Here is a 21020-nt window from a genome sequence, read left to right on the forward strand (position 1 = left end):
TCTTCTCACAATCACAACTGTGAAAAGATCCAGATCCGTCAGAAATCACCTTCAAAAAGAATCAAGTACGTATTCTTCCTCAGTGCCGGACAGTTCTAACCGTAAGTCCCACTGCACGACCAACGGCCGGCACATTGAAAACCCGCACCAACTTACGTCTTGTGCCTGCTCGGATCATCTGTGGATCGACTCATGCGCTCCGGATCCGGGAGAGCCGGATGAGGCTCGAAGAAATACCCCAGTTTCGAGGACTTTCACATTAGCGTCGTGCAACCTCCCCGAAGATCTTGAAAACCGGCACCTCTGCCCTGTATGCAGTAACGAATGCTGCCGGGCTCTAAACGAAGAGAGGAGGTGAATCAGAAATGAATAACGTCCTCCTTGCTATCGTCAACGTGATCGTGGCGATGGCGAACGGTTCCACGATCCCCTTCTCATTAGAAGGCGCAGGGCCACTAACCGCCCCCGACTTGTAGAGAAGATCGACCGACCGCATGTGGATGACAGTTTCAGCTCTGCCTGACAGGGTCCCAAATAGTTGGTCGAGGCCGCCGCGAGCATCCTCGTCATCGGAGACTAACGCCACGAAGAGGCCGTAGAACACCGCCATCTACCGCTAAACTCCACAGCCGGCGCTCTCTTTCAAAACTGGAGGGTGTCTCTTTTCCTGGAATTGAGACACGGTTGCGGTGAGTTACCGATCTGGATCGCAAATAGCTTCCCGGCTCCGGGAAATGGTCAACCGTGGGCGCTACGCCAACAGTTGGCGTCTACTTGCGTAACGCTGGTAGTTGCCCAGGGCGTTTTCATGGCCACATTTTGACCACACTTCACCTCAAAACCGGGTAATTCAGCGTTATCTCAGGGTTCAAATCCCTCCGCCACCGCCAAAGCTCCCCACCTTTTCACACAGGTGGGGAGCTTTTTTATGCGTAGATCTGGAGTGCGAGCGCTGCTGACCGTCGGGGACGGACACGCTCCGGCCGGAGTATCGGGCGACCGGCCAGGTCGAAGCCCGTGTCCCTAAAGCCGGTGCGGATCCGTCGCTCCGAAACGTAATCCTTGGTCAACGAACAAATATTCGGATTGGGCAGAAATCCGTCGTTGGGACGAGAGCGGCTCCCGACCTCGGGGGAGATCGGGAGCCACTCTCCTTCTAATAGGGGATGCCCGCCCCAGTCGCGGTGTAAAACCCGTTCAACGACAAAGCCGTTCGTTACTTCGAAGGTCGGGCTGTTGTCGTTCCCCTGGGGACCTGTTTCTGCCGGGCGGCCCAACCCCTCTGCTGTGACGGATTGAAAGCTCGTGAGACTGAAAAGCTGTGCCGGACAAGCACTACTGACCGTTGGCGAGTTCCCTCAGTTTTGCGCGAGACACTTTGCCGGCGGCCGACCGCGGAAAGTCCTCCACGAAGATGTAATCGCGCGGTCGTTTGAATCCGGCGATCTGCTCACGTACGTGCAGGTCCAGCGCCGCACGAAGGCCGTCGTCGCCGTTGAATCCGGATGCAAGCTGAACGACCGCCACCACTTTCTGGCCCCACTCGGGGTCGGCCACACCGATAACTCCGGCATCGTCGACGCCGGGATGTTGGAGCAGTGCGCCCTCGACCTCCGCCGGGTACACGTTCACGCCGCCGCTGAGAATCAAGTCCGCACGCCGATCCAGTACGTACAGGTAACCGTCGTCGTCGAAGCGTCCGACGTCTCCTGACGTGGCGAAGTCGCCCCAGAACGCAGCTGCAGTTTTCTCCGGGTCACCCAAGTATTCGAACGGGTTGGCCTTGAAGTAGATAGTGCCCTCTTCGCCGGGAGCGGCCTGTTCTCCGTCCAACCCCCGGAGAACTACAGCGCCTGGCACCGGTCGCCCGATAGTGCCCGGATGTTCGAGCCACTCTTGCGTGGAGCACGACGCCACTTGGCCCTCAGTGGAGCCGAGATACTCCCACAGCACCGGCCCGAACCAATCGATCATGGCGCGTTTGGTCGCCGGGGGACACGGGGCACCGGCGTGAAGCAGCGACTGGATGCTCGAGATATCGGCACCAACTCGAACGCCGGCCGGCAAATCGAGGAGTCGTTGAAAGTGTGTGGGAACCATGTGGGAAGTAGTGATTGCGTTTTCGCTGATCGACCGAAGAACATCTTCGGCTTTGAAACCCGGCAAGATGTACAGTGTGTGCCCGGCATGCAGGAGGTACAGCGAATTGGCGCCGGGAGCAGCGTGATACACGGGCGAACAAACCAAATGACGTCCAGGCTGCCCCAGTGAGATCCCCATAGTCGGCATAAACTGAGCAGCCCCTGCGAGTGAACTCTCGGGAGTTGCATCGGAGAGCGGACGGCGTACACCCTTTGGTCGTCCCGTCGTGCCGGACGTGTACATCATCAGCGAGCCGAGTGACCGCTCAACTGGAGTGTCGTCCGAGACGTCGGTAAAGGATTCGTAGCTGGACCAGTCGGCCGGCGCGCTACCGACAACCACGCGGTGCTGCACTGCGTCCTCGACCCGGCCGACGACCTTGTCGGCGAGTTCTGCGTGCACGATGAGGACGGCCGCGTTGGAATCGCGCACGATGTATTCAACTTCGGGCGCAGCCAGATGGGTATTGATCGGAACGAAATACAAACCACTCTGCGTGCATGCCAGGGCAATTTCGTAGTACTCGGCACCGTTCGACAGCAGACCGGCGACGACGTCGCCTCTGCGCAGGCCCACAGCGGTGAACTTGTTGCTGAGCTGGTTGACCTTGCTGATGAGCTCGCCGAAAGTTTTTGTCTTGCCGTCGATTACGATCGCGGGCCGAGTGGGGTCACATTGACCCAGAAGCCAGGCCCCAGGCATTGAAGGATCAGACAGTGGTTTGGGATCCTCGCGCTCGCTGTTGACCACGGTAGACATGAGTGTCCTCTTTCTGGAGGGATTCTAGTAACTATTGCGAAGAGTTCGGAATTTCTCGAGTGAGTGCGTTGTCGGGATCGCAAAACGCGTTCTGGCCACCCTCACCACTGGAAGTCCGATGGCAACCGACGTCCAACTCTCTGGACGTTGGTTGCCAAGGGTCGACTGCATCGTTATCGAGCGATAAACCGGTTGACGATCAGAATGGAGGCATGTCGCTACTGGCGCGAGGGGCCGGCGATCACCTGCAGTTCGGTGAAACTGTGCAGACCCCACGGGCCGTTTTCCACTCCGACGCCGCTGTGCTTGTGACCACCGAAGGGGAGGTGGGGTAGTACACCTGCACCGTGCGCGTTGATCGAGACCTGTCCGGCGTCGAATTGCGGTGCGAGCCGGGCGGCGTGGTCGGCATCGCCAGACCACACGGACGCGGTGAGACCGTACTCACTTCGGTTGGCACGGATGATGGCGTCGGCTTCGTCTCGGAACGAGATGATGGGAAGCACCGGGCCGAATTGCTCTTCGTCGACGATGCGCATTCCGTCGTCAACGTGGTCGAGGATTGTCGGCTGATGAAAGTAGCCGTCCCGGTCAATTGGTTTGCCGCCGGCGGTGGCGCGTGCACCGTTGCTCACTGCGTCCGCAATCAATTCCTTGACTCGGTCGAATTGAGGCTTGTTATTGATAGGCCCAAGTTCCGTTCCTTCGACCGTGCCGTCGTCGACCTTGACGGATCTGGCGATTGCACTGAGTGCCTCGACCAGTTGGGGCTGGATACTCTCGTGTGCGTACACGCGCTTGATCGCGAGGCAGATCTGTCCGTTGTTGTTGAACGCGCTTCGGAAGAGGCTGGGTGCGATCTTCTCCACGTCCACGTCGCCGAGAATGACGGCGGGATCGTTTCCGCCGAGTTCCAGAGTGACGCGCTTGAGGTCGTTGGCGGCCCCGAGTGCGACCTTTCGCCCAACTGCGGTTGATCCGGTAAAGCTGACTTTCCGAGGAACGGGGTGTGAAACCATGGTTGCGCCAAGAGGATCAGGCCCGGTAACAACGTTCAGCACACCGTCGGGGAAGGTGCCACGGAGAATTCTCGCGAGCGCAAGTGTTGCCAGCGGTGTGTATGGCGAGGGTTTGACGACGATCGTGTTGCCCGCCCGTAGTGCCGGCGCAATCTTCCACATCGCGAGCGTGATCGGAAAATTCCACGGAGTTATGGCACTGACAACGCCCAAGGGTCGACGGGCGACCTCCTCGAAGGCCTCTGCGTCGTTGCGGATAATTTCCCGCGGGATCTCGAGATCTGCGTAGTAGCGCAGCCACATCGCCGCTGCGTGGAATTCCATCGTGGAGTCGGCGAGCGACTTGCCCTGTTCGAAGGTCAGGATCGGGGCGAGTTCGCTGACCCGACTCTCGATGACGTCTGCTGCTTGGCGTAATGCGCCACGACGGTATTCCTCGTCGATCCGCCATGATGTGTAAGCATTCTGAGCTGCGGCGAACACCTCGTCGAGCTGATCCGGTGTGACGGACGGAGCCTGTGCGAATACCTCGCCTGTCGCGGGGTTGATCACGCCGAAGGTGCCGGCGGTGAGGAGATCGCGTCCATTCGAAGTTGCTGCCGCCGATAAAGCTAGCGAATCCGTTGAGGTCATTCTCGATCCCATTTCGTGGTCAGTGTTGTGCCGGCGTCAGCACCGGCTTGATGGTCTTGCCGGAGAGCGAATCGTCCATAGCCTGGTTGATCTGTTCGAGCGGGTAGGTCTGGACGAGCTTGTCGAACGGGAACCAACCGCGCCGCCACAGATCCACGAGCTGAGGTAGGAAGACCTGGGGGATCGAACTCCCTTCCAGGGCATACGTCACGGTCCTGCCGGTCAACAACATCGGGTCGATTTCGATTTTCCTGAGACCTGCGCCTACCAACACCGCTTTACCTGGCATGTCGAGGACGCTGATAGCTGTCGTGACAACCGAGGCCACGGCGGTTGTCTCGAAGGAGAAGTCGAGTCCGCGTCCGCCGTTCTTGATCGCTTCGACGAGGTCAGGTGTGTCGCCGCGGACGGTTCGGGTTGCGCCGACCTCCATTGCTGTTTCGAGCCTGGAGTCGAGCAGATCGACGACGACGATTTCGCGGGCACCTGCAGCCTTGGCCGCCATCACAGCGGCAAGGCCGACGCCGCCCGCCCCGAACACTGCAATGCTCTGTCCGGCAGCCAGTTTCATCTCGTTGAGGACTGAACCGGCTCCGGTCTGCAAGCCGCAGCCGAGAGGGCCGAGAAGCTCGAGAGGGAGCGATTTGTCCACCACGACCAGATTGCGCTCGGTTGCGATTGCGTGCGTGGCGAAGGATGACTGACCGAACCAACGATTCGCCAGCGGGAGGCCGTCTTGATCGACCGCGCTCGTGCTGAGGTCCGTGCGACGCCCCGTAATATTGCGAGGCATGAATTCGTCACAGTAGGAAGGTATTCCGGATCGACAGTTGCGGCAGTGACCGCAGGAATCGTAACTGATCAGCACGTGGTCACCGACCTCGATGCCTCTGACCCCGCTGCCGACCTCTTCGACGATGCCAGAACCTTCGTGGCCGAGAATGATCGGACCCATCTGGGCAAGCAAATCGGGATCCAGTACATGAAGGTCGGTGTGGCACATCCCTGCGCCGACTACCTTCACGAGAAGTTCGTCCGGTGCCAGTGGCCCGAGCTCTATTTCCTCGAGTTCGAACTTGTCGGCGCCGTTACGGAGTACGGCGGCAATTGCGGTAGTGGTCATGATTTCTTCTCCGTGGGGTTGAGGAACTCGAGTGCATCTGCCCAGGTGCCTCTTTTGGCAATAATGCGGCGCAGCTTCATGATCTTGCGTTGTTCGTTCAAGGTGGCGGCGCCGACCAGGCGATCACCCGAGCGGTACAGCGCTACGAAATTGTCAGCCTCCGGATCGCCAATAGCGAAGACAACTTCGTCGGCGACTGCGGTGCCTACGAACTGGATTCGGCTCTTATACCAGTCGCTCCAGAAGTAGGGGACTGTCTCGTACGGCTTGGCATCCTCGGGTGCGACGGCGTTGACGGCTGCCTGGTTCGCCTGATCAGCAGCATTCGTCCAGTTCTCCAGCCGCACTGAGAGTCCGTCGAACGCGGGGTTGGGCCAGTGGACCACATCGCCTGCCGCATAGACGTCTTCGAGCGAGGTTTGAAGGAACTCGTTTGCAATTACGCCACCGTCTACTGGATGTAGTTCGATGCCCGAATCTGCCAGCCACGCGGTTGCTGGAGCCGCTCCCACGCCGACGACGACCAGTTCAGCGGGCAGCGACGTGCCGGTACTGAGCCGAACGGCCTCGACGTGGGTGGTGCCGATCAGCTCTTCGACCTGAACGTCGCACAAGAGCGGAATTCCGTTGCGTTCGTGCAGCTTTGCGAGTGCCTGGCCGACGGTCTCACCAACTGCGCGGACGAGCGGAATTGGCGCGGCCTCGACGATCGTCACGTCTGCACCTCGGTCTCGGGCGGACGACGCGAGCTCGGACCCGATGAATCCGGCGCCGACTATCACGAGCTTTGTTCCGGGACGCAGTCTTTCGCGGAGTGCGAGTGCGTCGTCGATCGTGCGAAGCACGATAACGCCGTCCAAATCCGGGGCGTGGGGCAACGAGCGTGGTGACGCACCTGTCGCAATGATCAACTTCTGGTAGGGAATCCAGTCGTTGTCTCCGACACGCACGCGGTGCGCCTCGGGGTCCAGTCCGGTCGCCGGTGCCCCGAGGCGGAGCTTCACATCCAGGGCGGCGAGCTCCTCGGCGGTTGTGTGATAGTCGACCTCGGCGCCGTCTTTCAGGAACTGCTTGCTCAGGGGAGGTCGGTCGTAGGGAAGATGGATTTCGTCGCCGACCAGCGTGATCGGCCCCTCGTACCCTGCCAGACGGGCAGACTCCGCGGCCCGCAGGCCGGCCAGAGATGCTCCGACGACAACGAGTCCCGCGCCGTGATCGTTGTCTGTTGCGCTCACGATCACGTCTCGTCGATGGTCAGCGCTTTGGCCGGGCATGCACGAACTGCCTCCCGGACGAGGTTTTCGTCGCCGGCATCGACCAACTCCTTGTGGAGAATCAGCGAGCCGTCGTCGGCTACCTCGAAGTAATCCTCGGTTACGGATTCACAGATTCCGATTCCTGTGCACCGTCCGCGATCGACAATGATTTTCATAGCGCCGTTCCTGTTCTTGACTGGGGTTTGTTACACGCGTACCGGGAGGTGCCTGATCCCGTTGATGAATTCGCTGTGGAGGTACACCGGCTCGCCAACCTCCATGTTGGGGAGTTTGGTGAGAATCTGTGAGTACAGTGCGCGCAGTTGGGCTTTGGCGACCATGTGCCCAAGGCAGTAGTGGACCCCGCCACCGCCGAAGGAAACATGGTTGTTGTTGGGGCCGCGCTGCAGGTCGAACCGATGAGGATCGTCGAAGGTGTCCTCATCACGGTTGCCCGAGCAGTAGAACATGACGAGCTTGTCGCCCCTGTTGATCAAGGTTCCACCCAGCTCGACGTCTTGAGTGGCAGTGCGTGCAAATTCCTGGACGGGCGAGGCGTGTCGAATGAACTCCTCGATCGACTGGGCGATACGGCCGTCGAAGTCTTCGGTCAGCCATCGCTTCTGGTCCGGATTCTTGGCCAGTGACATGGCGGTGTGGCTGGTTGTCTGTTTGGTGGTGTCGTTGCCGGCGATACTGAGCAGGAGCATCATGGAAGTGACCTGGAGCTCGGAGAGCGGTTTACCGTCGAATTCGGTGTTGGCCAGTGCCGTAGCGATGTCGTCGGCCGGGTTCTTGCGACGGAAATTGACCAGATCGTTGCCTATCTGCGCCAAGATCGCGATTTGCTGCAAGCTGAACTCGGTCGGGGACATTCCCTTGGGGCATATCTCGGGGTCGGCGGCGCCGACGAGGTTGTCGCCGGCCTTCGCGAAGTCTTGGACCAGGCTCTCGGGGACACCGACGAGATCGGCGATCGTGAGCATCGGCAGCTTCGACGCGACTTCGGTGACGAAGTCGAATTCGCCCGCGCCGACTACTCGATCAACGATTTGTTCGGCGCGTTCTTCGATCTTGTCACGCAGGCGCTTGACGGCTTTCGGCGTGAACCCGGAGCTGATGATCTGGCGGAATCGAGTGTGATCAGGCGGATCCATCATCACGAAGCTCGGGTTCCCAACCAGTTCTGGGTCGTTCGGCGCGAACCCTACCCCCCGCCATTTGAACTGATCGGAGCTGAAGATTTCGTGATTCTGACTGATGAACGCGATATCCGCACTCTTGACGACTGCCCAGAACCCGGTCTCGCCGTGGTCGGGTTTGAAGTGTGGGCGGTCCATCGGCTTGTGCCAGCTCAGCGGAGCATTCTTGCGCAGCCATTCGAATGTCTTGTCCCGCTCGGCAAAGGGCCGACTCCAGAACTCGACGCTGGTGATATCGATGTCCGGCGCCGTCAGCGGGTGCTCGGTGGATGGAATTGAGGTGGTCATCCAGGTGCCTTTCTGTGGCTCCAGCGGGGTGGGTTGTTCAGTCGACGGAGTTCCTACCCGTCGGGGTGCAGCGGTCGGAAAGCCGAAGATTCCCGCTTTACGGACGCCGGTTCGAGAGGACCAAACTGCCCGCGGCACTGAAGAAGAGCCCGACTCCTTGGACGAAGCTGATTTCGACTCCGGGAACCTGCTCGCACGCTTCCCCTCGCAGTTGGCGCACAGCCTCCTGGATGGCGAACATCCCGTACATACCGCTGTGTGTGTACGACATTCCACCGCCGTTGGTGTTCATCGGAAGTCGACCGCCCTTGGACGTATGTCCTTCGGCGACAAAGTCTCCCGATTCGCCGAAGCCGACAAACCCGAGATCCTCGAGCATGTACAGCGGGACGTGGGCGAAGGCGTCGTATGCCATCAGATGGTCGACGTCGGCATGAGTGATTCCAGCGGTGGCGAACGCTTCTGCGCCCGCGCGACGGAATCCGCCGAATGATCCGGGGTCCTGCAACTGTGAAACCAAAGGACCTTCGGCGGATTCGCCGGATCCGAGAAGATAGAGATGCCGATCGGACCCCGGCATGTCTGCTGCTCGTTCTGCACTGGTCAGGATCAAGGCGCCGCCGCCGTCGGTTTGCACACAACACATGTCGCGGGTGAACGGGTACGCCACGCGCGGACCAGCCAGCACTTCGTCCACCGACGTCGGCTTGCGGCGGAAAGCCCGGGGATTGTCGAGCGCCCAGTTGCGCTGCGAAACGACCAGTTCGGCCATGTGTTCGATGGTCATTCCACGCTCGTGCAGAAAGGCCAGGGCAGGAAGAGTAAAGATCGAATACGGCATGGTTGCGCCGTAGACATTCTCGAATTGACCGGTCATCGAGGCCAAAGTCATCGGCCATGGTGGCGAGCCGACGCGGGAGCGGCCGGACTCTCCGTGTGTCACGAGAATAACGTCAGCGGCACCAGAAGCAATGGCGGCCGCCGCATGGCGCACATGCAGCATGAAACTGCATCCGCCGACGCCTGTTCCGTCCAGCCAGCGAGGGGTTATGCCGAGGTGGTGAGAGACCTCGAGGGAAGTTGGCCCGGTGGTGGCGACGCCGTCGATGTCCGCGGGTGTGAGGCCGGCGTCGGCCATTGCGTTGCGGGCGGCGTTCGCATGTAGATCGAGGACAGACATGCCCGGCAATACGCCGATTTCGGTGGTCTCCGAGGCGCCGACGATCGCAATGTTTCCGTTGTGCATTGATGTCATCGGGCCGACTCCTGCAACGGCGTGAACATAGGGAGCTTCAGGTCTCCACGTTCGACGAACGTGACTTCGAGCTGTAGGTCGAGCGGAAGGTTCTCAGGCTCGGGATCCACCCCGATCACGTTGCTCATCAGGCGGGGTCCCTCCTCGAGTTCGACCAGGGCGACGACGATGGGAGTCGCGGGGTCGAATGGCGGAGTCGGTCGATAGTTGATCACGTAGGACACCAGTCGGCCTCGGCCACTGACTGGGGTCCACACCACGTCGTCGGAGTTGCAAAACGGGCAGAAGGGGCGCGGGTAGAAGTAGTGCTTTTCGCACGACTTGCATTGTTGAATGGTGAATTCCTCCCGCTGTGCACCTTCCCAATAGGGAGCGGTGGCTGGGGTCGGAACCGGTACAGGCCCTGTCAAGGGACAGTCCTTTCGTCGCGGAGCTCTACGATGAGTTATCAAGTCTTGCAACGGAATGCGTTCCGTAACGTTTCTTAAATAGAACACGTTCCGCCGCATTCGTTCCGGCGGAATACCTTCCGTTACGTTTCTTCGGGGCGGGACGAAATGGGTGTCGCCCTCTTAAACGGAACGCGTTCTGTCACGATCAGAGTGATCCAGTTCATGTCGGATGTCAAGGCTTGGCTTGGAAGTCTGAAAAATCACGTTGGCAACTTCGGATGTGGGGCTTGCAAATCACATACGTAACGTGTTCTCTTTAGGTGTAGAAAGTTGTCGGACAACACTTTCCGCTTCTTGAGTGGAATCACAAATACCGTCCGGTAACCCCGCTTCGCTCCCCGCAAATATCTACTTGGATGAAATCGAGGTTCCACATGCCGATCGACAGCTCACTCGTCGGACTCTCCGGCAAGCCGGTCTGGAAGACGTGGACATCGAAAGATGCTCTGCTGTACGCCCTCGGCGTTGGCGCCGGTCAGCTCGACCCGCTCGACGAGTTGGAGTTCACCACGGAAAACAGTGACGGCATTGCGCAGAAGGCTCTCCCGACGTTCGCCAATGTCGCATTTTCCCCTGTCGGAAGCGGGCCCGCGCTACCCGACGACGTCGACTACAGCAAGCTCTTGCATGCGTCGCAATCGTTCAGTCTGGCGGGCCCGCTCCCAACTGACGGTCGCGTTGAAGCCGCCACCAAGATCACCGGCGTGTACGACAAGGGATCCGGTGCCTTGCTCACGATGGAAACCGTCGCTCACGACTCCGTCGGACAGTTGGTGGGAACCATCCAGTCCGAGTCGTTCTTCCGAGGTTATGGAGGGTTCGGCGGTGAGCGTGGGCCGTCAACCTCATGGGAATTGCCGGGGTACAAGCCGGATCACGTTGTCACATACACAACTCGACCGGATCAAGCACTGCTCTACCGACTCACTGGCGACCGGAATCCCCTGCATTCGGATCCCGTATTCAGTGCCCGCGGCGGCTTCTCCACTCCAATCCTGCACGGCATGTGCACCTATGGCTACGTCGGCCGAGCTCTCCTGCACGCTGTGGCCGATTCGGATCCCACGCGCTTCACTGCGATGTCGGGGCGGTTCACCAAGCCTCTGTTGCCCGGACAGACAATTACTACCTCGATCTGGGTTGACGGCACCGGTGTGAGGTTCCGGACGGTCGACGACATCGGTGACGTGGTCATCGACCACGGCACCGCCACAATCCGCTGACCGCACCGCCGAAATCTACTGGCAATCAACCCCGTTACAGACTCGTCGCGATGTTTGTCGCGGCATTAACAAAGGAAAGATTCATGGGTTCACTCGAAGGTCGCGTAGCGATCGTGACCGGCGGCGGCCGAGGCATCGGCGCGTCGATCAGCAGATTGTTCGCCGCCGAAGGCGCCAAGCTTGTCATCAACGACCTCGGCTCGACCACGGATGGTCAGGGCGTAGACCAAGGGCCGGCGCGTGACATCGCTGCCGAAATCGTTGCCGGCGGTGGTGAAGCCGTTTCGGACGGCGGCGACATCGCCGATGTCGCGACTGGTCAACGCCTGGTCGATCTCGCTCTGGAGCACTACGGCAAGCTGGACATCGTTGTCAACGTCGCTGGAATTCTGCGTGACAAGATGATCTTCAACCTCCCGGAAGAAGACTGGGATGCAGTCATCCGAGTTCATCTGCGTGGCCACTTCAGTACGATCAAGCCGGCGGCAGCCTACTGGCGAGCGCAGCGAAACCCGGAGGGCCAGTACCGCATCATCAACTTCACCTCCGACTCCGCGTTGCAGGGGTCGCCGGGTCAGCCGAACTACGCCGCAGCCAAGATGGGCATTATCGGCTTGACTGCGTCCACGGCCAATGCGCTGGCGCGATACGGCGTTACGGTCAACGCTATTGCTCCGGGCGCCGTTACCCGTCTGACGCAAACCGTGCCCGATGGGCAGGGCTTGGGAGCTGGCGACGACGGCTCCGTCTCACCGGACAACATCGCGCCCATCGTCGCGTACCTTGCCGGTACGAGTTCCGATTGGCTGTCGGGGCGCACGATCGGCGCCATGGGCTACAACGTGAAACTGTGGAACAACCCTGAGGTCGTCTCCACGGTTACTTCGGACGGACCGTGGAACCTCGAAGACCTGGCCGCGAAGGTAGAGCAGGACTTCCGTCCGTTGGCTGACGGTCTGCACCCGTCCGCGTTCATGGCTAAGGCCCGGCCCTGACCGGTGAATGCCGGGTGAAAGGGACGACGCTGCACTGAGGCCGTGCTCTGCTGGCGGTGCGGGGACGATCTGGCGGTGAGGGGACGATATCGTAGAGGGCTGACGGGACAGCGTCAGTTTCAGTACACGATGGGGGTAGCCTTGATGGCCGCAGTGAAGGTGAATGGCCGCACGGCTGAGGCCAAGGCATTGCGTGTCGAGCGAGTCGTCAAAGCGACCCGTGAGTTGGCATCCGCAGGAGGCTATGAAGCCGTGCAGATGCGTGAAGTCGCACGCGTTGCCCAAACCGCCTTGTCAACCCTGTACAAGTACTACGCAGCCAAAGACGACCTCATCGCGGCAGCTGTTTGGTCTGAACTGGATTCCCTGGCTGATGACCTACTCCGCCGTCCGCCGAGGCAGCGGACGGCGGAGGGCCGGGCTGGAGAAGTCTTCGTCCGGGCATTTCTGGGGATGGTCCGAGATCCGGGGTTTGCTCACGCTGCGATGTCCGGGTACAAAACGCTGCGTGAGTACAACCCCGACCTCGGTGAGCGTCCTGATGAAAGCAACGAGATAACAGTCTGGTCCACTCCGTTTGGTTTCATTGCCTCCACTCAAGCGTGGGGACCCGATCACCGTTGCACGCCGATGCAGTCCCGCACACTGGCCATGCTGGAGGACTTGTGGAGCGCCAGCGTTGTCGGGTGGCTGAATGGGGACACGTCGGTCGACGAGGTGAAACGGCGTCTCCGCCTGGCGGCGAAGCGTTTGCTGGCCTCGGATCCTGCTGTCCTGAACGGCAAATCGGCAGATATCAGCTGACGTGGTCACCGACGTCGTGCGATCCACTCGGCAGTGGCCGCGTCGATGTCTTGCTTCAACTTCTCGAAGAACGACGGTGACGGCGTGGGGATCAAATCAGCTGCGGCAGTCAGTGATTGACTGAGGGCGATTCGTCGCTCACGCAACTCGTCGTCGCTCAGGAGGCTCAGGTCCGGCATCGCGAGCCCCCTCGTCCAGTGCGATTCGTGATTCGGGCAGACCGTGCGCATCGGGATCGATGCATGATTCGATGCGCACGGCCAGTGCACTCCAGGCTGGGGGCCGGAATGCAAAATCTACTTTACCAAATGATTACCAAAGATTTCGGATGACACCCTCGTCTTCAGTTGCTGCGGAGCGCTTTCACAGCGTTCTCCCAGGTGTTAAGTCCTGACAACCGTTGAAGCTGCAACTATCGTCGAACCCATGAAAAAGATCTGGTGGATCGGCGGAGCAGTAGTTGTGGTCGTACTCGCCCTGCTCGTGGGGCCGTGGGCGTACGGGAAGTTCATCGCTGAGGACGATGCACCGGCGGCCGTGGTGTCCACTCAGGGCGCAGAGGCGGCGTCCGGATCGATCGACGGACAGTGGACCGTCGTCGCCGGACAGGGCGACAACCAGACGGCAGCCGGATACACCGTGCACGAGATTCTCAACGGATCGAGTGTGACCGTCGTCGGAACCAGTGGCGAGGTGAGCGGAAACGCCACCGTCGAGGGCGAGAAGCTCACGGCCGGCGAAGTGACCGTGCAGGTGGCGAGCATCAAGACCGACTCGGATCGGCGCGATGGCCAGTTCACGGGAAATGTGATGGATACCAGCACCTATCCGACGGCGACGTTCACGATCGACTCGCCCGTGGACCTGTCGGCCGTACCGACCGATGGCACGACCGCAACGGTCACGGTGTCTGGAACCTTGACACTCAAAGGTCAGTCCAAGCCGGTATCGGTCGACATGACTGTGCTGCATTCGGGTGATTCGCTGATTGCTTCGGGCTCGATTCCGGTCACCTGGACCGATTTCGGTGTCGAACCCCCGTCGCTCGGGTTTGTCACCGTCGACGGCAGCGGTTCGGTGGACTTCCTGGTTTCGCTCGCCGCGAGCTGAATTACGTCCACCCGATTCGCACTGCTTCGGGACGGACAGGGAAGATTAAGGACATGACCTTTCTTTCTTGTTGTCCGTTACGAAGGCCGCGGACAAATATTGCCCGGACGGAATGAACGGGTGATGCCCCAGTGGAGACCGTTCCGAACGGGTGAAGACCCTGATCCACGGTTCACTCTCGCCAATGAGCGGACATATCTGGCCTGGATCCGCACCGCGACGGCCTTCGTCGCGTCGGGCGTCGGGCTCGAAGCTTTCGGCGGCGACATTCTCAACCCCACGGTTCGCGCCGGCTTGGCCGCGTTGCTGCTCGTCGGCGGCGCTCTGATCGCCGTCACTTCCTTCGTCCACTGGATCAGCGCCGAGCGGGCACTGCGTGCTGAGCGTTCGTTGCCGGTGCCGCTGATGGCGCCGGTGGTCGGTATCGTGCTGGTGATCTGCGCGACCGTCTTGGTGGTCGAGGTGGTGAACTGAATTGACCGCGCTGGAACCTTCGGAAGGTGTCACGCCGCCGGATAGGGGCCTACAGTCCGAGCGCACATCGCTCTCGTTCGTGCGGACGAGTCTGTCGATCCTCGGCTTGTCTGCTGCCTGTCTGCGATGGTTGCCGCCGTTCGGTTCGGTGGCTCTGATCGGCCCGTCCCTCGCGGCGATCCTTGTCGTCGCGGTGACGGTCTACGAACGTCGGTCGCGGCCCAGACGATTGGCCCAGTTCTCAGCTGAAAAGGCAATGCCTGCTTTGGGTATGGGAGCAGTTCTCGCACTGAGTCTGCTACTGCTCAGTGCGACGGGGCTGTGGATTCTGCTGACGTGACCGCAGCTTTCGGTGCCCAGCCCGGCGGGCCGAACACGTAGCCGGCTCGCTGCCGCCACGATGTCGACGCCCTCCAATCGCGAGCAATGGCAGCGTATTCGCGCGTTTGGAGCTTCCAGATGTTGTACGTTCCCACCGGTGTCGTGAGTCCGTACGTGGGCCTGTGGGTTTCGGCTGCGAAGGTGCCGAACATCCGGTCCCAGACGATGAGGATCCCGGCGTAGTTTCGGTCGAGGTACTCGGCGTCGGAACCGTGATGGACACGGTGATGTGAAGGTGTGTTGAAGATGAATTCGATCGGGCGCCAGAGCTTTCCGACACGCTCGGTGTGGACGAAGAACTGGTAGACGAGGCTGACAGAGAAGCCGACGAACACCATCCACGGCGGAATCCCGAGGAACGGCAGTGGCAGCCACATGACGATCTCGCCGCTGTTGTTCCACTTCTGCCGCAGCGCGGTGCTGAAATTGAAGTACTCGCTCGAATGGTGAGCCTGGTGCGTAGCCCAGATGACTCGAACTCGGTGCGCGATGCGGTGATACGCGTAGTAGAGGACGTCGATTCCGAGCAGCAGGATAACCCAGGTGTACCAGGCTGTCGGCGACAGATGCCACGGCGCGAGGTACACCCAGATTGCCGAATAACCGATCAGTGCCAGCACTTTCCAGAACGTGCTCGTAGCGATCGACACCAGCCCGAGGAGGATGCTGGTCCGAGCGTCGATGCGCCGGTATCCACCCTGCGCCGGCCGTGCGCGTCCGTCTGCGTCGTCCGGATGATCTTCAAGAGCTCGGGCGGCGAACCACTCGATGCCGAGGAAGATGACAAACGCGGGGATCGCGAGTGCGACTGGGTCATGGAGTGGTTCGAGCAGTGACCGCCATGACTCGAGAAGGGTTTCCCACACGCGATTAGTCCTATTCTCTCGCTATTATCGTTACATCATGCACTAATATGTAACGTCGCGGAACCATTTGTGACAAGAAACCTGCGGCTTTGTTGCGACTTTTCATAGAACAATGGTAGGAATTGCCGGTGCATATCACCGCGAAGGTGGACTACGCCGTGCGGACTCTGGTCGAGCTTGCGGCAGTCGGTCCGGACCCGGCCAAGGCCGAGTTTCTCGCCAAATCCCAGGTCATACCCCATAAGTTCCTGGAAGCGGTGCTCTCTGACCTGCGTCGCGGCGGCCTCGTCAACAGTCGTCGGGGTCCGGACGGTGGGTACTGGCTCGCTCGGTCCGCGGACGAGATCACGATTGCCGACGTCATCCGCGCTGTCGAAGGACCGCTGGCGTCAATTCGAGGTCAGCGACCGGAAGATGTCGACTACGGGGGGCCGGCAACACCACTCAAAGAGGTGTGGATCGCTGTGCGGGTGAACCTTCGCGCCGTGCTCGAAAATGTCACGCTGACCGATGTCGCAGGCGGTGAATTGCCCGAGTTCATTCACGAACTGACGGCAGATCCCGAGGCGTGGAATCGGCGCTGATACAGCGCGATTTCACACTGTCCGCCGGGGGCGGGGAACAGTCATAGGCGCAGTGTTCGCTGCGTTGCCGCCCGCGGATTTTGCGTCGTACATCAGATGGTCGGCCGCAATGGTCGCGCGGGAGAACTCGTTGTAGTCGAACTCTTCCTGGTGTGGGACGAAAGGTAGCGTTGCGGCTCCGACGCTGACCGTCGACAGCGGACTGTCGGACGCGCTCGCTACCGCCTTGGGCAGGGTTGCAATTCGCTTGCGCAGTCCGTAAGGGGTGCCGATCATCACGACGGTGAACTCCTCGCCGCCTGTGCGCGCGGCGTAACCGAAACCGTTCACATGCTCTTGCAGACGCGTTCCGGTTCGGATGATGACGGCATCACCGACTTCGTGGCCGTAGGTGTCGTTCACCGCTTTGAACTTGTCGATGTCGACGACGGCAACAGCGATGTCGGCGCGATTCGCCGACGCGACCGACCAGATGCGCTCCGACATGTCCCACAACCCTCGTCGGTTCAACAGGCCGGTGAGCGCATCCACCTTGGATCCTGTTGCGCGCGCGAGCAATTGCCGCCAAGTGAACTGAATCGTGGCCGGAATGAAAATTACCGCACACAGCACGACGTCAGTTCGGGCGATCACGCTGGTCACCGAGTAATCACTGCTCGTCAGGCCCAGCACGGTCAGGGCGATGACAAACGTCGTGGCGAAGGCGAGATGGAACGCCAGCCAGCGGCGGTCGAGAAAATAGGTGAAATAGGCACCGGTGGCAACGAAGAGGACCGCCCCGAACAGTGCGGCGTTGTGGCTGGTGAATGTGATGAGAATCGATGCCGTGGCGAGGTCCGCCCACAGTCCGTAGAGCTTGAGCGTGCGTGCGCCTTTGATGCGGCCGACAAACCAGAGAATCGTGGGGATCAGGTTCACCGTCGCAATGCCGACGAGCCAAGCGCGCGCAAATGGTCCGTCGGGACCCTCGGTACTGAGGAGGAACAGGTAAGCCACGAGCGAGAAATTGAGTGAGCAGAATCCGATCGTCAGGTGGACGAGGCGCAAGACCGAACCTCGTCCGGCCTTCGATCCCCACAGCATGACCGTGGATGGAACCGGCCAGGTGTGCAGGAGCGGGTCCATCAGATTCCTTTGCTGAACTACTTGTGGTTAATCAATAGCAAAGTATGTCAGCCCACGTTGATTTACGCGTCAACTTGGCCGGGGGATGTCACCGGGGATGATGGTCGTGGGCCCCCTTCTGTTGCCCTTGTTCAGGCATTTACCGTGCACGGGTGTGAGCCACGCCTCGCGATTTGTCTCTGTGTGTTAGATCGCACAAGTTTGCAGACCTCTGCAAACTTGCAGAGGTCTGCAAGTTTGGTACGGTGGTCGAGTGATGACCGAACCAAGCCTTCGCGACCGAAAGAAGGCAGCAACCCGCAACGCACTCAGTGGCGCGGCGGCCAGACTAGCTCGCGCTCTCGGGATCGAATGCGTCACCGCTGACGCGATTGCATCCGAGGCGGGAGTGTCGACGAGGACCTTCCACAATTACTTCTCCAGCAAGGAGGAGGCGGTCCTCGCCAGTTTCGAGGAGTCGATCACTTCGTGGATCGAGGCGCTTGCGGCTCGGCCCGCGGACGAACCCATTCTCGACGTGCTCGAGAATCTAGTGGTCGAAATCGTGAGCGATTCCGGCTCGAGCATGAAAGAAAAAGTAAACGTCTGGATGTTGTCGGATTCGAGTCCCGCGCTCTATCGGGTTGCCGCCGACATGCACCAGCGGATCAACCGTGAAGTCGTTCAAGCATTGGCCGAACGCACCGGCACGGACGCCGAACGGGACCTGTATCCGACCCTCCTTCTCGGGGTTGTGGCCGGGGCCTGCAAATCGGTGATCGACATCTGGACCGGAGGAAAGTCGGAGGCTTCCGGTCCAGAAGAACTGGTCCATGACGCTTTTCGTCAAATTCGAGCGGGAATGCCGGCACCGGCACCGCGTCTCTGAGACCTACTCGTAATACCTGTCCACGTACACGCACCGAAACAGCAAGGAGCCCGTCGTGGCCACCTATCTCTATCGGATCGGCAAGTTCGCCTACCGGCGAAAAGGCGCGGTCCTCAGTGTTTGGCTGATAATCCTGGTCCTGATGGGCGTCGGGGCAGCCACCCTGTCCGGTTCCACCAAGGATTCGTTCTCCATTCCGGGAACCCCGGCGCAGCAAGCGCAGGACTTGATGGCCGAGCGATTCCCCGATGCTCCCAATCCGATGGATTCGCTGAGCGCTCGATACGTCGTCCAGGCTCCGGCAGGCACGACGCTGGCTGATCCGGCGAACGTCAAGGCCATGGACGACATGCTCGCGAGCATCCGCGGCATCGACAAGGTCGCCGACTCTGCCAAGGTGGACCCGGCAACTGCCACTCCGGAACAGGCCGCGAAGGCGCTGGTCAATCCGGTTACCGGCAATGACTCCATGGTTGCGATGCTCAAGGAAAAGGCAGCTGCCGCTGGAACTTCCGAGGCGGAGGCCGTGGACGACGCGCACGCGTTGTCGCCGCTCAGTGCCGACGGCACAGTCGGTTACGTCGAGGTTCCGTTCAGTGGTGACTTCGCCGATCTCGACCAGGCGTTGCGCGATTCGATCAACTCCGCAGCAGATGTCGGACGAGCTGAAGGGCTCAATGTCCAGGTAAGCGGTTCGGCTGCGCAGGAAGCAGAGATGCCCGGTGGCGTCACCGAGCTGATTGGTATCGCCGTTGCCGCTGTCGTTCTGGCCATCACGTTCGGTTCGCTTGTGGCCGCTGGACTTCCGCTCCTCACCGCGATCATCGGTATCGCTATCGGCAGCCTCGGAATCACTGTCGCCACCGGATTCACGGACCTCAGTTCCATGACTCCGACCCTGGCGATCATGATCGGCCTGGCGGTGGCGATCGACTACTCGTTGTTCATCATGTCCAGGTTCAGGCATGAGCTCACGCTCACCGACAACCGTGCCGAAGCAGCGGGCCGCGCTGTCGGAACTGCCGGTTCCGCAGTCGTATTCGCCGGTTTGACGGTCATCATCGCGCTGGTTGCATTGCGCGTCGTCGGTATCCCGTTCCTCTCGGACATGGGTGCGGCAGCAGCCTTCACCGTGCTGATCGCGGTCCTGATCGCTCTGACCTTGCTGCCCGCGATCCTGGGTATGTTCGGGCGCAAGGCTTTTGCCGGCAAGATTCCCTTCCTCAGTAAGCGTGCGGAGGAGTCTGAAGACGAGGATTCGGGCAAGCCGAAGTTGGCGCTGCGCTTCATCAACGCCGTCGTCCGCCGTCCGCTCGTTCCGCTGATCGGTGGTGTAGTCCTACTGGGCGCATTGGCCCTACCCGCAACGGGATTGAGTCTGGCATTGCCGTCGGAGGCCACCGGTGACCCGGCTACGAGTGCGCGTCAGGCATACGACCTGATCGACGAGGGCTTCGGTGACGGCCGCAACGGGCCGCTCATCGCCGTCGTCGACGCCAAGGATGCCAGCGTCCCCGCCGGGGAGGCGTTCGCGGAGGTCGTCTCGACCATCTCGAGCTTCGATGACGTTCAGAACGCACAGGTCGTCGGGGTCAACGACGCCGGCGACACCGCACAGGTCCTGATCACTCCGAAGAGTGGACCGACCGATCCGGCCACGATGGATCTGGTGGGCAGTCTCCGCGGAGCAGAAGCAGGACTCAACGATTCGATCGGCGTCAGCTACGGCATCACCGGTCAGACCGCACTCGAAGGCGACGTCTCGGACACGCTGAAGGATGCACTGGTGCCCTACCTTGCCGTAGTGGTCGGCCTCGCATTCATCTTGTTGCTCTTGGTGTTCCGTTCGATCCTGGTTCCACTGACTGCGACGCTCGGCTTCCTCCTCAGTGTGCTCGCGACATTCGGTGCGACGGTGGCGATCTTCCAGCACGGCTGGTTGGGCATCATCTCGAACCCGCAACCCCTCGTGAGTTTCATGCCGATCTTCCTGATCGGCGTGGTGTTCGGACTGGCGATGGACTACCAGGTGTTCCTCGTGACGCGTATGCGTGAGGAGTACGTCCACGGTGCAACCGCGAAGGAGGCCGTGACCATCGGCTTCAACCACGGTGCCCGGGTGGTCAGTGCGGCTGCCGTCATCATGATCTCCGTGTTCGGTGCCTTCATCGCAGAACCGAACTCGTTCATCAAGTCGATCGGATTCGCGCTCGCCGCGGCAGTGTTCTTCGACGCCTTCATCGTGCGCATGGTGATCATCCCGTCCGTCATGGCACTGCTCGGCGACAAGGCGTGGTGGTTGCCGAAGTGGCTGGACAAGATTCTGCCGAACGTCGACATCGAGGGCGAGAAGCTCAGCAAGGCCCTCCGTGACGAGAAGGAAGCGGAACTGCAGTCCACTTCCGCTTAGTCTCTGCTGTGCGCCTTTATTAACCCCCTGCGGTTAATAAAGGCGCACAGC

The 21020-nt window shown here is 60.6% G+C and carries 21 protein-coding genes; 9 read left to right on the forward strand and 12 right to left on the reverse strand.

All coding sequences use genetic code 11. The features are described 5' to 3' along the window. Nucleotides 1-337 precede the first annotated feature (337 nt). The 9 genes from ACFQ6Y_RS14965 to ACFQ6Y_RS15005 form a co-directional block, all read right to left on the reverse strand. The gene (locus ACFQ6Y_RS14965; protein ID WP_378633886.1) at nucleotides 338-610 is read right to left on the reverse strand and encodes a hypothetical protein; all 273 of its coding nucleotides are present in this window, start codon (nucleotides 608-610) and stop codon (nucleotides 338-340) included. Between the two features lie 725 nt (nucleotides 611-1335). Then, nucleotides 1336-2901, reverse strand: a complete 1566-nt coding sequence (locus ACFQ6Y_RS14970; protein WP_378633905.1) for an AMP-binding protein — start codon at nucleotides 2899-2901, stop codon at nucleotides 1336-1338. A 218-nt stretch (nucleotides 2902-3119) separates the two neighbouring features. Continuing rightward, nucleotides 3120-4553, reverse strand: a complete 1434-nt coding sequence (locus ACFQ6Y_RS14975; protein WP_378633910.1) for an aldehyde dehydrogenase family protein — start codon at nucleotides 4551-4553, stop codon at nucleotides 3120-3122. Nucleotides 4554-4572: 19 nt separating this feature from the next. Continuing rightward, nucleotides 4573-5676 (reverse strand): NAD(P)-dependent alcohol dehydrogenase, encoded by a 1104-nt coding sequence (locus ACFQ6Y_RS14980; RefSeq protein WP_378633913.1) that lies wholly within the window; start codon nucleotides 5674-5676, stop codon nucleotides 4573-4575. Continuing rightward, nucleotides 5673-6911, reverse strand: coding sequence for an NAD(P)/FAD-dependent oxidoreductase (locus ACFQ6Y_RS14985; protein WP_378633915.1), 1239 nt, complete (start codon nucleotides 6909-6911; stop codon nucleotides 5673-5675). Before ACFQ6Y_RS14985 ends, ACFQ6Y_RS14980 begins: the two co-directional genes overlap by 4 nt. A 2-nt stretch (nucleotides 6912-6913) precedes the next feature. Further along, nucleotides 6914-7108: a ferredoxin gene (locus ACFQ6Y_RS14990; protein WP_378633920.1), complete on the reverse strand. Its 195-nt coding sequence runs from the start codon at nucleotides 7106-7108 to the stop codon at nucleotides 6914-6916. A gap of 30 nt (nucleotides 7109-7138) precedes the next feature. Next, nucleotides 7139-8422: a cytochrome P450 gene (locus ACFQ6Y_RS14995; RefSeq protein WP_378633924.1), complete on the reverse strand. Its 1284-nt coding sequence runs from the start codon at nucleotides 8420-8422 to the stop codon at nucleotides 7139-7141. A 97-nt stretch (nucleotides 8423-8519) separates the two neighbouring features. Next, entirely contained in the window at nucleotides 8520-9677 is a 1158-nt protein-coding gene (locus ACFQ6Y_RS15000) for a thiolase (protein WP_378633929.1), read from the reverse strand. Then, nucleotides 9674-10087 carry a Zn-ribbon domain-containing OB-fold protein gene (locus ACFQ6Y_RS15005; protein WP_378540643.1) on the reverse strand — a complete coding sequence of 138 codons (414 nt, stop codon included), beginning with the start codon at nucleotides 10085-10087 and terminating at the stop codon, nucleotides 9674-9676. The genes ACFQ6Y_RS15000 and ACFQ6Y_RS15005 overlap by 4 nt, the downstream gene beginning before the upstream one ends. Nucleotides 10088-10503: 416 nt before the next feature. Between ACFQ6Y_RS15005 and ACFQ6Y_RS15010 the strand changes: the two genes are divergently transcribed. From ACFQ6Y_RS15010 to ACFQ6Y_RS15020, 3 genes are all read left to right on the forward strand, one after another. Then, nucleotides 10504-11352, forward strand: a complete 849-nt coding sequence (locus ACFQ6Y_RS15010; RefSeq protein ID WP_378633933.1) for a MaoC/PaaZ C-terminal domain-containing protein — start codon at nucleotides 10504-10506, stop codon at nucleotides 11350-11352. A gap of 83 nt (nucleotides 11353-11435) precedes the next feature. Beyond that, nucleotides 11436-12347 carry an SDR family NAD(P)-dependent oxidoreductase gene (locus ACFQ6Y_RS15015; RefSeq protein WP_378633941.1) on the forward strand — a complete coding sequence of 304 codons (912 nt, stop codon included), beginning with the start codon at nucleotides 11436-11438 and terminating at the stop codon, nucleotides 12345-12347. A 144-nt stretch (nucleotides 12348-12491) separates the two neighbouring features. Further along, nucleotides 12492-13151, forward strand: a complete 660-nt coding sequence (locus ACFQ6Y_RS15020) for a TetR family transcriptional regulator (protein WP_378633945.1) — start codon at nucleotides 12492-12494, stop codon at nucleotides 13149-13151. Between the two features lie 5 nt (nucleotides 13152-13156). On the opposite strand, the gene ACFQ6Y_RS15025 is transcribed toward ACFQ6Y_RS15020, so the two are convergent. Beyond that, nucleotides 13157-13330, reverse strand: coding sequence for a hypothetical protein (locus tag ACFQ6Y_RS15025; RefSeq protein ID WP_378540635.1), 174 nt, complete (start codon nucleotides 13328-13330; stop codon nucleotides 13157-13159). Between the two features lie 247 nt (nucleotides 13331-13577). On the opposite strand from ACFQ6Y_RS15025, the gene ACFQ6Y_RS15030 reads away from it, so the two are divergent. The 3 genes from ACFQ6Y_RS15030 (at nucleotide 13578) to ACFQ6Y_RS15040 (ending at nucleotide 15075) form a co-directional block, all read left to right on the forward strand. Then, on the forward strand, nucleotides 13578-14261 hold the full coding sequence (locus ACFQ6Y_RS15030) for a YceI family protein (RefSeq protein WP_378633949.1): 684 nt from the start codon (nucleotides 13578-13580) through the stop codon (nucleotides 14259-14261). Nucleotides 14262-14384: 123 nt separating this feature from the next. After that, nucleotides 14385-14735 (forward strand): YidH family protein, encoded by a 351-nt coding sequence (locus ACFQ6Y_RS15035; RefSeq protein WP_378633954.1) that lies wholly within the window; start codon nucleotides 14385-14387, stop codon nucleotides 14733-14735. Between the two features lies 1 nt (nucleotide 14736). Further along, nucleotides 14737-15075, forward strand: coding sequence for a DUF202 domain-containing protein (locus ACFQ6Y_RS15040; protein WP_378633957.1), 339 nt, complete (start codon nucleotides 14737-14739; stop codon nucleotides 15073-15075). On the opposite strand, the gene ACFQ6Y_RS15045 is transcribed toward ACFQ6Y_RS15040, so the two are convergent. Further along, a complete protein-coding gene (locus ACFQ6Y_RS15045) occupies nucleotides 15041-15982 on the reverse strand; it encodes a sterol desaturase family protein (protein ID WP_378633961.1) in 942 nt (313 codons plus the stop codon). The genes ACFQ6Y_RS15040 and ACFQ6Y_RS15045 overlap by 35 nt on opposite strands. Before the next feature lie 128 nt (nucleotides 15983-16110). Between ACFQ6Y_RS15045 and ACFQ6Y_RS15050 the strand changes: the two genes are divergently transcribed. After that, a complete protein-coding gene (locus ACFQ6Y_RS15050; protein ID WP_003943908.1) occupies nucleotides 16111-16566 on the forward strand; it encodes an Rrf2 family transcriptional regulator in 456 nt (151 codons plus the stop codon). Nucleotides 16567-16578: 12 nt separating this feature from the next. Here ACFQ6Y_RS15050 and ACFQ6Y_RS15055 read toward each other — a convergent pair whose 3' ends face one another. Next, nucleotides 16579-17691 carry a GGDEF domain-containing protein gene (locus tag ACFQ6Y_RS15055; protein ID WP_378540623.1) on the reverse strand — a complete coding sequence of 371 codons (1113 nt, stop codon included), beginning with the start codon at nucleotides 17689-17691 and terminating at the stop codon, nucleotides 16579-16581. Nucleotides 17692-17947: 256 nt separating this feature from the next. Between ACFQ6Y_RS15055 and ACFQ6Y_RS15060 the strand changes: the two genes are divergently transcribed. Then, complete coding sequence (locus tag ACFQ6Y_RS15060) at nucleotides 17948-18559, forward strand: TetR/AcrR family transcriptional regulator (RefSeq protein ID WP_378540621.1); 612 nt, start codon at nucleotides 17948-17950, stop codon at nucleotides 18557-18559. A 55-nt stretch (nucleotides 18560-18614) separates the two neighbouring features. Next, nucleotides 18615-20969, forward strand: coding sequence for an MMPL family transporter (locus tag ACFQ6Y_RS15065; RefSeq protein WP_378633964.1), 2355 nt, complete (start codon nucleotides 18615-18617; stop codon nucleotides 20967-20969). Nucleotides 20970-21020: the final 51 nt, after the last annotated feature.

The organism is Rhodococcus sp. NPDC056516, assembly GCF_042794655.1.
In the GTDB taxonomy this organism is placed as follows: Bacteria; Actinomycetota; Actinomycetes; order Mycobacteriales; family Mycobacteriaceae; genus Rhodococcus_F.